Below are 12,898 nucleotides of genomic sequence, written 5' to 3' on the forward strand. Positions count from 1 at the left end.
ATCAATCCCCAGCCGGGGGAGCACCTGGTGGAGATCGGCCCCGGCCGGGGGGCGCTCACCTGTCAACTACTGCCTCTGGTCGGGGAGATGGATGCTGTAGAGCTGGATCGTGATCTTATTCCTCTGCTGGAGAGTGAGTGTGGCCCAATAGGAGAGCTAACCATTCATAGCAGTGATGTACTCAAGTTTGATTTCTCATCACTCCATGAGGGGGGGCGACCACTACGCATTATCGGCAACCTCCCCTACAACATCTCTACCCCTCTTATCTTCTACCTACTGAAAAATGTTGGGATCATCCTGGATATGCACTTTATGCTGCAGAAGGAGGTGGTAGAGAGGATGGCTGCTGCCCCAGGTAGCAGCGCCTATGGCCGCCTCTCGGTAATGGTGCAACGCTACTGCAGAGTAGAGCGTATCCTTACCATTGGACCAGGGGCATTCAACCCCCCTCCCAAGGTTGACTCATCGGTTGTCCGCCTCACTCCGTGGAAGAGTCCGCCAGTCAATATTGATGATGAGGGGCGTTTTCAGGATGTAGTTAAAGCCGCATTCTCACAGCGCAGAAAAACCCTGAGAAACAGCCTCAGATCACTTGTGACTACAGAGCAGTTCGAGTCTGCAGGGGTTGATCCAGTACGTCGTGCCCAGACCCTGTCTCTGGAAGAGTTTGCTAAACTTGCAAATGCTACAACCGCCATAAATTGAGGAGAAAGAGTATGAGCCACTACAAAAAGATACTTCTCGCTGTTGATTTTTCTGATGCCTCAAATCATGTTATCGGTAAGGCATCCGAGCTTGCCGAGGAGTGTGATGCAACTGTTGATCTTGTTCATGTGGTGGAGTACTACCAGCATGAGTTCAATGTTGATGTCTATCTGCCCGATCTGAATATCGAGAATGAATTGCTGCAACAAGCCAGAGACAAACTGCACAAGGTTGCTGAAGATATGGGTATTCCTGGTACCAAAAAGTGGCTTGAGACCGGTTCCCCAAAAAGCGAGATTGTGCGTGTTGCTACCGAACAGGAGTGTGATCTTATTATTGTAGGAAGTCATGGTCGTCATGGCCTTGGATTACTGATGGGCTCTACTGCCAATGGCGTTTTACACCATGCGCCTTGCGATGTGCTGGCTGTACGTGTTCCAGAGTAAGTAATGTCTGTCTACGCAATAGGTGACATTCAGGGATGTCTTGATGAGTTGCTGCAACTGCTTGAGAAGATCGAGTTTGATCCTGAGGTAGACCAACTATGGTTTACCGGTGACCTGGTTAACCGTGGACCGAAATCACTTGAGACCCTGCAGTTTGTTCGTTCACTCGGGGATTCTGCAGTCACTGTTTTGGGGAACCACGATCTCCACCTGATGGCCCTGGCAGAGGGTGATAAGCGCTATACAAACCGGTTCGATACCTTGCTCCCTATCCTTGAGTCTGCTGAGAGGGCTGAGCTACTACACTGGCTTAGGCACCGCCCCATGCTTCACCATGATGAAGAGCTTGGATATACATTGATACATGCAGGGCTCCCTCCGCAGTGGAGTCTGAAAGAGGCGCAACAGCATGCCCATGAACTGGAGTCGATGCTACAGAGCAGTGATTACCAGACTTTCCTAAGCCAGATGTATGGCAATGAACCTGCCAAGTGGGACGATAATCTTGAGGGGATTGAGCGTCTGCGTTTTATCACCAACTGCTTTAGCCGTCTCCGTTTCTGTTCAGACGATGGCGTTCTTAATCTAAAGAGCAAGGGCAAACCAGGGTCACAGCCTGAGGGGTTTATCCCCTGGTTTCGGGTAGCCGAGAGAGCGAGCCGCTCAGAATGCATCTTGTTTGGTCACTGGTCTACCCTGGATATCCGCAGTGAAGAGAGCGTCTATGCCCTGGATACAGGATGCCTGTGGGGAGGAAAAATGAGTGCCCTGCAGATTGATTGCAACCCACCCAGATGGCACCAGATCAACTGCGGGGAGAGTCTTGCTCCGTGGTAATACGCTCCAGGGTGACAAAACTGTAGGGCCAGCGATTCTTCTCGTCTACCGGGTGATCTTCACGCCCCACCTTGCACCACTCCGACTCATCCCACTCTGGAAACCAGGCATCCCCATCTATCTCCAGATCTATCATGGTCAATACCAGACGGTGAGCCCTGGGCAACATCTGCCGATAGAAGGATTCACCACCCATCACCATCACCTCTGAGGCATCACCAGCCACCTCAAGTGCCTCATCTATGGAGTTGACCACATCACAACCATCAATGGTTGCTGAGCCATCTCTGGTCACCACAATATTCTGTCTGCCCGGGAGAGGCCTGCCAATAGAGTCATGGGTCTTGCGCCCCATCAGGATTGGCTTGCCCATGGTCTGCTCACGAAAGTGTCTCATATCCGCAGGAAGATCCCACGGCAGAGTGTTATTGATGCCGATGACCCGGTTGTGGGCCATTGCAGCAATCAGCGTAACCACAGGCACCTTTGGGGTCAGGTCTGCGTTTTTACTGTTATTGTGGTTGATCATATTTCATTACTCAGTAAATGGTTCAATAACACTAAAAACGCAGACCTGACCCCCACTTAAATAGCGACTGCCCCCTTGATATGAGGATGCGCCTCATAATCGACCAATTCAAAGTCCTCAAACTTGAAGTCAAAAATTGAGCTCACATCAGGATTTATCTTCATGGTTGGCAGGTGATATGGATTTCTGCTCAGCTGCAGGTCGGTCTGCTCCAGATGGTTGGAATATAGATGTGCGTCCCCCAGGGTGTGGACAAAATCGCCCAGCTGCAGATTACACACCTGTGCCATCATCATGGTGAGCAGGGCATAGGAGGCGATATTGAATGGCACTCCAAGAAAGATATCTGCACTACGCTGGTAGAGCTGGCAGGAGAGTTTGCCATCAGCTACATAGAACTGGAAGAAGGCATGGCAGGGTGGGAGGGCCATATTCTCAATCTCTCCAACATTCCAGGCAGAGACGATAATTCTGCGAGAGTCCGGACTGTTCTTGATCTGCTCCACAACCTGGCTAATCTGGTCAATATGCTCCCCACTGGCGGCTGGCCAGGAGCGCCACTGGGAGCCGTAGACTGGCCCCAGATTTCCATCCTCATCGGCCCACTCATTCCAGATCCGCACCCCATTCTCCTGCAGGTAGTGAATGTTGGTCTCACCTGTCAGAAACCAGAGGAGCTCATGGATTATTGATTTCAGGTGTAGTTTCTTGGTAGTTACCAGAGGAAACCCCTCTGACAGATCAAAACGCATCTGGTAGCCAAACACGCTCTTGGTACCGGTTCCGGTACGATCCTCCTTGATAGCGCCATGGTCTCGAACATGGCGCATTAGATCCAGATACTGCTTCATCTCACCCCCACTAAAATAATTTGAAAAGGTAATTTACCATATTTAGTGTCCGTCCATAAATGAGACATTTTGTTCAAGGTCAAGACGCGGCAAAATTAAAAAGCGCAGCATATATGAGCATATGTGAGCATTTTTCATTTTGCCGCAACGCAGAGATTGGGCAAAATAGCCATTTCTGGACGGGCACTATTTAGGAGTTACTGTAGCTGCGTTTTAGTAGCACTACCCCCAAGACAACCATCGGCAGGGATAACAGCTGCCCCATCGTCAACCAATCAAATGCAAGATAACCCAGATGTGCATCAGGCTCTCTGGCGAACTCCACCAGAATTCTGAAACTTCCGTAAAAAATGAGGAACATCGCCGAAACAGACATCAATGGTCGCGATCTTCGTGAATAACCCCATAAAATGGCAAACAGCAACACCCCTTCCAGAAGGGCCTCATATAGTTGTGATGGGTGACGCACCAGTAGCAGTTGATCGGTGTAGGGGAAGATCATCCCCCACGGCAGGTCGGTCTCTCGCCCCCAGAGCTCGCCATTGATAAAGTTGCCAATACGCCCCGCCCCCAGCCCAATTGGTACCAGTGGGGCCACAAAATCGGTGACCTGAAAAAATGTTTGCCCAATCTTGCGGCCATACAACCAGACCGCAATCAACACCCCGATCAGACCACCATGAAACGACATTCCGCCCTGCCAAATCTTTAATATATTCAGAGGATCTCGTGTATATGAGGCCAGATCATAGAAAAGAATATAGCCAAATCTCCCCCCGAGAATCACCCCAAGTGCTGCATAGAAAATTAGATCATCCACCTGCTTCCTGGTCCATAAGGAACCCGGCTGTTGCGCTCTATAGGTCCCTAGCCCCCAGGCCGCAAGAAAACCCACCATGTACATAACTCCGTACCAGTGGACTCTTAATGGGCCAAGATCGAAGTATGGCTGTATCTCAGGTGCAATCATCACTCTACCCTGCTGGGAGCACCCTGCCGGTAAAACACTTGATGTACTCAGTCTCTGGAATGGCCGGATGGACAGGGTGGTCCGGCCCCTGGTGTCCCTCTTCCAGAATTGTGAGGTTTCGATCAATATGGCGACTGGACTGCAACAATATACTTTTCAGCTGTGAGCGTTGCAGATGGTGCGAGCATGAGGCACTGACCAGAATTCCATCACGACTCAGCAGGCGCATTGCCAACTCGTTAACTCGACGGTACGCCTGAAGACCATTTTTCTGATCCTTTCTGCGTTTAATAAAAGCCGGCGGATCAACAACCACCAGATCAAACTGCTCTCTGGCGGCACGCAACTCTTTAAGCGCAGCAAACACATCACCATGCAGTGTTGCCATTTTATCAGTAACATCGTTAAGAGCAGCATTACCATGGACATGCTCAAGAGAGCTCTCTGAACTATCTACACAGATAACCTCACTGGCTCCAGCAACTGCGGCCTGCACTCCCCATCCACCGATATAGCTGAAGAGATCGAGCACCCGCTGGCCTTTCACATAAGATTTCATCCGTTGACGATTCATGCGGTGGTCATAGTACCAGCCTGTTTTCTGTCCAGAGATCAGTGGTGCCTCAAACTGTACCCCATTCTCCTTCAGCATCACCAACTCCGGAGCATCCCCAACCACGCACTCGACACCACGCTCCAACCCCTCAACATCACGAGCCGAGGTGTCATTCTTCAGTAGAATAACGGTAGGAGCAACAACCTTCTCCAGTGCTGCTATCAATTGGGTCTTGACTAGCTCCATTCCTGCTGTGGTGATCTGCACCGAGAGCAGATCACCAAAACGGTCAACAACAAGGCCTGGCAGCCCATCCGAATCACCATGCACCAGACGGTAGCATGAATCGGAGAATAGCCTCTCCCTGATGGATAGGGCAATTTTAAGGCGATGGGTAATCAGCGACTGATCCAGCCTGTATGATGGATTTCTACTGATCAGTCTGGCACTAATCAGGGTGTTTGGGTTTATGTAACCATTACCCAATACCTTCCCATTGGAGGCCTGAATCTCTACCTGATCACCAGCCTCAAAACCACTTAGAGGGGTAGCTTTAACGTCAATCTCATTACTGTAGACCCAGACATGCCCACCGCGCAGACGGCGCTCTTCACCCTTTTTTAACTTTAGCGGAGGTAGCTTATTCATATTGATTTGATAACTGCATTAAAAAAGGCGCCCTACTGGACGCCATTCTATCTGGATTCCAGCTTGCGCGGGAATGACGAGGGTTGGATGTAAGCAGAGATTACTTTATAAATAAAGCGTCATTGTATTTGATGCATCACCAGCCTCGTCGAAGAAGGTAGATGCACCTACAAACTCGACACCATCGATGAAGTCACTGTGTTCATAGCCAAACAGCTCAACTGTCATCTGGCAGGCGAGGAATTTAACCTCAAACTCCTGACAGATTTCGCGCAACTCCTCAATGGAGGCAACCCCATGGTTCTTGGTGCTCTGGAGCATCATCTTCGATGCAGCCCACTCAAAACCAGGCATATTATTCATAAAAACATTAGGTAGCTTTGGTGCCCAATCAATTTTACGCAGCCAATCTGGTCCAAAGGGCATCTTCATCGGCATTGAGGGATTGCCTGCAGGAGAGACCCGCAGCTTGCTGGTATCTTTCAACAGCAGGTTAAGGCCGTAGAAGGTGAAAAACATGGAGACCTCTTTGCCCAGTGCAACCGCTGTGCTACCCAAAATAAACGGTGGGTAGGCCCAATCCAGGGTCCCCTTGGTACAGATCATTGCAACTTTTTCAGTTCCAGCCATTGTTCATTCCTCTCGCTATCTATATACAACAGCAGCCAGAGAACTCTCCAGCCGCTTTTTCACTTACAAAACCAGATCAAGACTTCTTGATCATAAACACAAACTTGCCACCCTCTTCACCAGACGACATAAGCTCGTTACCTGTCTGATTACAGAATGCCTCGATATCTTTTACTGAACCCGGATCAGTTGCAACGACACGCAGAACCTGTCCAGCATCCATTGTGTTGATAGTCTTCTTGGTGCGCAAAATTGGTAGTGGGCAGTTCAGTCCTGATGCGTCCAGTTCTTGATCGAAATCAGCCATTCTTTCTCTCCATTCGTCTGTTAAGCTAAAATAAAAAAACCGATTATGCACCAAAACAGCGTTGAGATACATAACCATAACTAAAAAATATGAGACGATACTTATATTACATTGATGGAAGAATGGCAAGGATAAGGACAACTCTTCGCTCCTGCCTGTTGATCTACATCACATTAACTCACCCCCTGAGTGCGGGGGAGATCAGGCTACCATCGCTTGGAGGAGACTACTCGGCATCAATTCTCTCCCCGGAAGAGGAGCATCTTCTGGGGGAATCCTTCATGCGCTCTCTACGTGAACAGATCACCTTCTCCAGCGAACCTCTCATTCAACACTACACCCAGACACTTGGAGAACAGCTTGCAGCACAATCAGAGAACCCATCAAAGAAATTTGAGTTTTTTGTTATCGATAATCCAACTATTAATGCGTTTGCCGGCCCTGATGGAAAAATAGGCATACATACAGGGCTTATTAAAAAGGCAGAGAACGAGGGTGAACTGGCAGCAGTATTGGCCCATGAGATTGCTCACGTTACCCAGCGCCATCTGATGCGGAGACTTGAGAGCCAACAGGACATGTCTCTGCCAACCGTAGCTACAGTTCTTGCAACAGTTATAGCTGCATCTGCAGATCCCCAGGCAGGAGAGGCTGTTGCTGCCACCGCAACTGGCCTCTCAATCCAGAGGCAGATTAATTTTACCCGCAGTAATGAACAAGAAGCAGACCGAGTTGGGATGCAGATTTTACACAGTGCCGGGTACTCTCCATCCAACATGCCATCATTCTTTGAAAGACTGCAACAGGCCAACCGTTATAGCGGAGAGAGCCTGCCTGAATATCTACAGACCCACCCTTTGACACTCTCAAGAATTGCTGATGCAGAGAGTCGTGCTGCACAATTTTCACAACAGAAAAAAATTGATTCTCTTGAGTTCAATCTTATTCGCCAGATTTTGCTGGTTAATGACTTCAATAACCCACAGCATGCCATTCGCCACTATAAAACCGGGCTACAGCAGACAACCGACCCACATACAACTCAATATCAGCAGTTCGGATATGGCATGGCACTACTTAAAGCCGGACAATCTGCCAAGGCGATTAAGCAGCTACTCCCCCTGCTTGAACAGAACCCTGATCACCCAATCCTTATAACTGCCATCGCCCAAGCTTATATAGAGAGTGGCAACATAAGTGACGCACTGAAAACAGTAAAAACTACGCATCAACTCTATCCGTCACACCTGCCTTTAACCTATCTATTCACTGACTTGCTGATATCTTCTGGAGAGTACAATCAGGCAATCAGAGTCCTGGAACAGCGCATTAGCATCACTAGCACTATTCCACAGCTCTATCAAAAACTTGCCATAGCATACGGATCGGCAGATCAACCGGTAAAGTCACATATTGCACAGGCTCAATACCACTTCTTTCTGGGGGAGACAAAAAACGCACTAAGTCAATTGGATTACGCAGAGCGTGCCGCCCGAAAAGGGAGGGGGAACTTCATCCTCTTCTCCGCAATTGATGCACATCGCCTTATTTATGAAGAGAAAGAGGATAGAGAAAAGGGGCAACAATAAAAAGTTATCGTTATGGATTCGCAAAGAAAAAGAGTTATCGATCTCTCGATAACTCCTTGTTTTATATGGTGGGTCGTGAGCGATTCGAACGCTCGACCATCGGCTTAAAAGGCCGGTGCTCTACCAACTGAGCTAACGACCCTCAGTTTGAAGGGGCGCATCATACACATTTCAGGAAAAAAAATCATCTGAAATATCACTCTCCATATCTGGTTGGATCATCTATCCCTGCCTCCATAAAACCCGCACGACGCAACCTGCAGGAGTCACACTCTCCACAAGCCATGCCCCGCTCATCTGCCTGATAACAGGATACCGTCTTCGAATAATCTACACCTAACTCAATTCCAACTCTGATTATTTTAGCCTTGGTCAACTCTATCAGTGGGGCATGAACAGTTACCGGATATCCATCATCACCTGCTTTGGTTGCGAGGTTGGCTGTCTGCTGAAATGACTCAATAAAGGCTGGACGGCAATCAGGGTATCCGGAGTAATCCACAGCATTGACTCCAATAAAGATATCTCTGGCCTCCAACACCTCTGCCCAGCCGAGCGCAAAAGAGAGAAAAAGGAGGTTTCGTGCTGGAACATAGGTAACAGGGATACCGCTCTTCTGACTTGTTGGAATAGCAATGGAATCATCAGTCAGAGCAGAGCCGCCAACCTCTCCCAATCCAATATTGATGACTTTGTGCTCCACTGCACCGCCACTCTCTGCCACCACTCTTGCAGCATCCAGCTCTGAATGGTGTCTCTGCCCGTAATCAAAACTTATGGCATAGCAACTGTATCCCTGAGATTTTGCAAGCGCCAACACTGTAGCAGAGTCAAGGCCACCAGAGACAAGCACAACAGCTCTCTTCTCATCTCTCTTAATCATCGACCTGGCTCATCACCCCAAAGAACTTTATGCAGTTGGATCTGGAAACGTACATGTAGGCTATCATCCAGTATCCATGATGCCAACTCGGAGGGGGCAAGTTTTCCGGCTGCTGGTGAAAAAATCACCTCACATTGCTGCTCCAGTTTATGCTCACGCAGAATCGGCAAAAACCAGTCGTAGTCAGCACGATCAACCATAACTATTTTCAGCTGATCATGATGGGTAAGCTGATCAAGATTACTCCAGAGGTTTTTCTCTTCCTCGCCGGAACCTGGGGTTTTGAGATCTACCACCCTGTTAACCCGATGGTCTACCTCAGAGATATCCAGCATGCCGCCTGTCTCCAGAGAGACCTTGTATCCAGCATCACAGAGCTGTTCCAGAAGCGGATACACCCCCTTTTGCGCCAGTGGCTCACCCCCAGTAACTGTGACGTGATCTACATTGTTGCCTCTTATCTGGCCCATAATGGCAGGAACAGTCATACGCTCCCCACCATGAAAAGCATATTCGGTATCACAATAACTACAGCGCAGTGGACATCCGGTCAGACGAACAAATGTGGTCGGCCAGCCAATAGTACGGCCCTCTCCCTGAAGTGAGAGAAAGATTTCCGTCACTCTGAGGTCTACAGCACTACCGCTCATCTGTTGATTTTTTTCAGCTTATCCGCAGCACGTTTGGCCTGGGCTGAACCAGGGGATTTTTTTACAATACTCTGCAGAATTGATTTGGCCTGAGCATACGCCTTGCTGGCCTCACTCTTGTTGCCATTGATGGTGTGGAGACGGCCAATCCAGTACCAGGAATCACCTGTGTATTCCCCCTTGGGAAATTTCTTGATCAGTCGGTTGAAGGCACTCAATGCCTTTTGGTACTGGATTGATCTAACCAGGGCAAAAGCACTGTTGTATGCATCAATCTCTTTGCTGTCAGATGACCCTGTTATAGATGGGTTGGCCTCAACAACTCTGCTCTTGCCATCTTCAATCTTTTTTATGCGCTGATCGAGATCGATATAACTGTTGCTCTGCTGTCTCTTCAGCAGTTCCATCTGGTGCACCATCTCCTCAACCGCACCATAGTTCTCCTGCAGATCTTTTCTTAGATCCCGCATCTCCATGGTTAGTACAGTCAGGCGACTCATCTGACGTTCCAGTCTGTCAATCCGTTGCTCAACTGAACCCGCTGCAGATACCGCAAAAGATGCTAATCCTGCTACCAGAATCAGGAGATGACGATTCATCTCTCTTACTGAGGATATATCAGTTCAACACGTCTGTTCTGCGCCCAGAACCCCTCTTCAGACCCCTGTTCCAGCGGGGTCTCTTCGCCGTAGCTGATGATCTCAATCTGACCACTTTTAACACCTTCGGCTATCAACAGATCACTCATGGTCTGCGCTCTACTCTCTCCCAGAGCCAGATTATATTCACGGGAACCGCGCTCATCCGCATGACCCTCCAATCTGACCAGCATGACGGGGTTACTGACGAGGTAAGATGCATGTGCCTTGACTACGGTTAGATCTTCACCACTGACGCTACTACTGTCGTAATCAAAGAAAAATAGTCTCTGTGCTGGAGGCTCCAGACCTACCATTACCCCACCTTCAACAGGGGCTATATCACCCTGATAATCAACCGCCTCACCCTCGACAGTTAGGCGTTGAGTCGCTGCACTACCTGCAGTAACCGGATCATTCTGACCAACCTCAATAACTTCTATAGCGCCAACAACCTCTCCATCCAATGGATTGTTAAGACTACTACACCCATTTAAAAACAGCCCAATTAACAGAATAATACCTACACGCTTCATCCATCTACCCCTATCTCAAAAACGGGGACCAGGATGGTTCCCGTACATCTTTTCCTTCCAGGCTAAGCTGCTGAACACCTCCACCATCAACAGATGTCACCTCCAAAACACCCTCCCCATCATTTTGAGTAGCATACACGATCAGGCGGTCATTTGGGGCAAAACTGGGCGATTCATCCTGCCTGTTATCAGATAAAATTCTGACAACTCCACTATTCAGATCCTGCACAGCAATTCTGTAATTTCCGGAATCACCACCAAGCATCACAAGATACCTACCATCTGCTGATAAATCAGGGCTAGTATTGTAATGGCCTTTGTAAGTAAGACGTTGAGCTCGACCACCTTCTTTACCTATCTGATAAATTTGTGGTCGCCCACTCCGATCAGATAGAAAAACTATCCTGTCCCCACTTGCTGACCAGACTGGCTCTGTATCCACAGCCCGATTTTTTGTTATCCGTTTAAGCGTCGAACTACCAATATCAAGAGTGTATATCTCTGAATTACCATCACGAGAGAGGGAGAGAGCCAGTTTGCCTCCATCTGGCGACCATGCAGGAGCACTATTCTTGCCCTCAAAACTGGCTATTTTTGTACGTTCTCCAGTGTATACCCCCTGAATCCAAACTTCTGATCTCCTGTTTTCAAAAGAGACATAGGCAAGTTTCCTGCCGTCTGGCGACCAACTTGGGGAGAGCAGAGGAGCAGATGAGGTCAACATCACCTGCGCATTCTCCCCATCTGCATCAGCAAGCTCAAGGGTATAAATTCGATCTCCATCACCCCTGTTTTTTACTGATATGTAAGCAATATGGGTACTGAAAACTCCACGCACCCCGGTCAACTTTTTGTATACCAGATCACTTACTGCATGGGCTGTCTGTCGAATCTTTTTGTCACCACCATCTCCCAATGAGAAACGGTAAGGCTTCATTAACAATTTTTGTTGATATACATTAATTAATTGAATCTCAAGTTTTGGTTTACCACCAATATTGATCACCCTTCCCGTCAGCAGGGTTGGAACCTCCAACATGCGCCAGTCAGTAAAATTGACATTATCAATATGAGTTGGTTTTGAGATCATCTGCTCTTCTGGCAGTGGCGCAAACTCACCACTAAGACGAAAATCATTAGCCACAATTGCCGATCCAGGAAATGGGGCGATAGCAATAGGGAGGGCTGTCTCGTTACCTCTGGTAATTGTTATCTCCAGGGCTTGAGTAGCCGTAGCAACCATACTCAATAACAGGATAAGCCTAATTTTCAAATGTCATCTCCAACTCTCTTAACTCTCTTCTCAGTGCTGCAGACCCCGGTACAGGAAAAGGAGCTGCCCGGTTAACTGCCTGTACAACCGACAAATCAAATGCCTCATTACCACTTCTGCTAACTACTGTGACCTTACCAACATGACCACCAGGAACAAGGGTTACCTTTACTCGGCATGAACTATCTTTTGGCGCACTTTTTGGCCTATTCCAGACCCGCTCAATCTGCTGACGAATGGTTGCTCGCAATTGTGCCAGCTTCTGTGGGCCAGCTCCAGACTCTCTTCTGGAATTAATAATCTGTTCACTCTCCAGTTCAGCCTCAAGCATCATCTCCTCTCGTAACCTCTTCTCTCTACGCCTCTCTTTTTCCTTTTTTTCCAGCTCTCTCCTCTTTTTCAGCTGCTGCTGCTTAAGCCTCTTTGCTCTCGCCTTTTTCTCTTTGGCTTTTTTCTCTTTGGCTTTTTTCTCTTTGGCTTTTTTCTTACGCTCCAGCTCTCTCTTTCTCTTCTCTTTCGCCTTTTTCGCTGCAGCCTTCTTTTCTTTCTCTCTCTTCTTTTTCAGCCTCTGCTGCTTCAGTTTGTTCTCTTTTTCTCTTTTTAACTTCTCTTTTCTCTTACGCTCTCTGTTCTTGATCTTTTGCTCTGCCGCACGCTTGTCCGTAATTTTTTTCTCTTCTATCCTCTTGAGCACCTCACCATCAACTGCATAGGCACGAATCACCGGGGCATGGGACAAGGGTTTATCACTATCAAACAGCTCTACGTCAACCAGCAACACAGCCGACACCAGCACAAGATGAAGAATCAGAGATGATCTTAAAGGGGGGAGATCCACGGTCAGCTC

Annotated in this window: 16 protein-coding genes and 1 tRNA gene; 4 read left to right on the forward strand and 13 right to left on the reverse strand. The window is 48.4% G+C overall.

Annotated elements, in window-relative coordinates; all coding sequences use genetic code 11:
* From rsmA to H8D24_04405, 3 genes are all read left to right on the forward strand, one after another.
* On the forward strand, nucleotides 1–708 hold a 708-nt coding region (gene rsmA, locus H8D24_04395; protein MBC8519632.1), incomplete at its 5' end, for a 16S rRNA (adenine(1518)-N(6)/adenine(1519)-N(6))-dimethyltransferase RsmA.
* 11 nt (nucleotides 709–719) lie between these two features.
* Entirely contained in the window at nucleotides 720–1,154 is a 435-nt protein-coding gene (locus tag H8D24_04400) for a universal stress protein (GenBank protein MBC8519633.1), read from the forward strand.
* 3 nt (nucleotides 1,155–1,157) lie between these two features.
* Nucleotides 1,158–1,991, forward strand: a complete 834-nt coding sequence (locus H8D24_04405; protein MBC8519634.1) for a symmetrical bis(5'-nucleosyl)-tetraphosphatase — start codon at nucleotides 1,158–1,160, stop codon at nucleotides 1,989–1,991.
* Here the strand turns inward: H8D24_04405 and folA are convergent.
* The 6 genes from folA to H8D24_04435 all read right to left on the reverse strand — a co-directional run bounded on the left by folA (nucleotide 1,960) and on the right by H8D24_04435 (nucleotide 6,482).
* Nucleotides 1,960–2,520, reverse strand: a complete 561-nt coding sequence (gene folA, locus H8D24_04410) for a type 3 dihydrofolate reductase (GenBank protein MBC8519635.1) — start codon at nucleotides 2,518–2,520, stop codon at nucleotides 1,960–1,962. The genes H8D24_04405 and folA overlap by 32 nt on opposite strands.
* A 56-nt stretch (nucleotides 2,521–2,576) precedes the next feature.
* On the reverse strand, nucleotides 2,577–3,371 hold the full coding sequence (locus tag H8D24_04415) for a thymidylate synthase (protein ID MBC8519636.1): 795 nt from the start codon (nucleotides 3,369–3,371) through the stop codon (nucleotides 2,577–2,579).
* Between the two features lie 190 nt (nucleotides 3,372–3,561).
* Nucleotides 3,562–4,341: a prolipoprotein diacylglyceryl transferase gene (locus tag H8D24_04420; protein ID MBC8519637.1), complete on the reverse strand. Its 780-nt coding sequence runs from the start codon at nucleotides 4,339–4,341 to the stop codon at nucleotides 3,562–3,564.
* A gap of 4 nt (nucleotides 4,342–4,345) precedes the next feature.
* A complete protein-coding gene (locus H8D24_04425) occupies nucleotides 4,346–5,545 on the reverse strand; it encodes a class I SAM-dependent rRNA methyltransferase (GenBank protein MBC8519638.1) in 1,200 nt (399 codons plus the stop codon).
* Between the two features lie 105 nt (nucleotides 5,546–5,650).
* Nucleotides 5,651–6,175: a DsrE/DsrF/DrsH-like family protein gene (locus H8D24_04430; protein ID MBC8519639.1), complete on the reverse strand. Its 525-nt coding sequence runs from the start codon at nucleotides 6,173–6,175 to the stop codon at nucleotides 5,651–5,653.
* 76 nt (nucleotides 6,176–6,251) lie between these two features.
* Nucleotides 6,252–6,482, reverse strand: coding sequence for a sulfurtransferase TusA family protein (locus tag H8D24_04435; protein MBC8519640.1), 231 nt, complete (start codon nucleotides 6,480–6,482; stop codon nucleotides 6,252–6,254).
* 122 nt (nucleotides 6,483–6,604) lie between these two features.
* Here H8D24_04435 and H8D24_04440 point away from each other — a divergent pair, with 122 nt between their 5' ends.
* Nucleotides 6,605–8,071, forward strand: a complete 1,467-nt coding sequence (locus H8D24_04440) for a M48 family metallopeptidase (GenBank protein MBC8519641.1) — start codon at nucleotides 6,605–6,607, stop codon at nucleotides 8,069–8,071.
* A 66-nt stretch (nucleotides 8,072–8,137) separates the two neighbouring features.
* On the opposite strand, the gene H8D24_04445 is transcribed toward H8D24_04440, so the two are convergent.
* From H8D24_04445 to tolA, 7 genes are all read right to left on the reverse strand, one after another.
* Nucleotides 8,138–8,213: transfer RNA gene (locus tag H8D24_04445), tRNA-Lys, on the reverse strand.
* A gap of 54 nt (nucleotides 8,214–8,267) precedes the next feature.
* Nucleotides 8,268–8,954, reverse strand: coding sequence for a 7-cyano-7-deazaguanine synthase QueC (gene queC, locus H8D24_04450; GenBank protein MBC8519642.1), 687 nt, complete (start codon nucleotides 8,952–8,954; stop codon nucleotides 8,268–8,270).
* Nucleotides 8,951–9,604, reverse strand: coding sequence for a 7-carboxy-7-deazaguanine synthase QueE (gene queE / locus H8D24_04455; protein ID MBC8519643.1), 654 nt, complete (start codon nucleotides 9,602–9,604; stop codon nucleotides 8,951–8,953). Before queE ends, queC begins: the two co-directional genes overlap by 4 nt.
* The gene (locus tag H8D24_04460; protein ID MBC8519644.1) at nucleotides 9,601–10,203 is read right to left on the reverse strand and encodes a tetratricopeptide repeat protein; all 603 of its coding nucleotides are present in this window, start codon (nucleotides 10,201–10,203) and stop codon (nucleotides 9,601–9,603) included. The genes queE and H8D24_04460 overlap by 4 nt, the downstream gene beginning before the upstream one ends.
* Before the next feature lie 5 nt (nucleotides 10,204–10,208).
* A complete protein-coding gene (gene pal / locus H8D24_04465; protein ID MBC8519645.1) occupies nucleotides 10,209–10,778 on the reverse strand; it encodes a peptidoglycan-associated lipoprotein Pal in 570 nt (189 codons plus the stop codon).
* 10 nt (nucleotides 10,779–10,788) lie between these two features.
* Nucleotides 10,789–12,021, reverse strand: coding sequence for a Tol-Pal system beta propeller repeat protein TolB (tolB, locus tag H8D24_04470; GenBank protein ID MBC8519646.1), 1,233 nt, complete (start codon nucleotides 12,019–12,021; stop codon nucleotides 10,789–10,791).
* A 19-nt stretch (nucleotides 12,022–12,040) separates the two neighbouring features.
* Nucleotides 12,041–12,889, reverse strand: coding sequence for a cell envelope integrity protein TolA (gene tolA / locus H8D24_04475; GenBank protein MBC8519647.1), 849 nt, complete (start codon nucleotides 12,887–12,889; stop codon nucleotides 12,041–12,043).
* Nucleotides 12,890–12,898 lie beyond the last annotated feature (9 nt).

Origin of the sequence: Candidatus Thiopontia autotrophica (genome assembly GCA_014384675.1) — a bacterium.
GTDB lineage: Bacteria > Pseudomonadota > Gammaproteobacteria.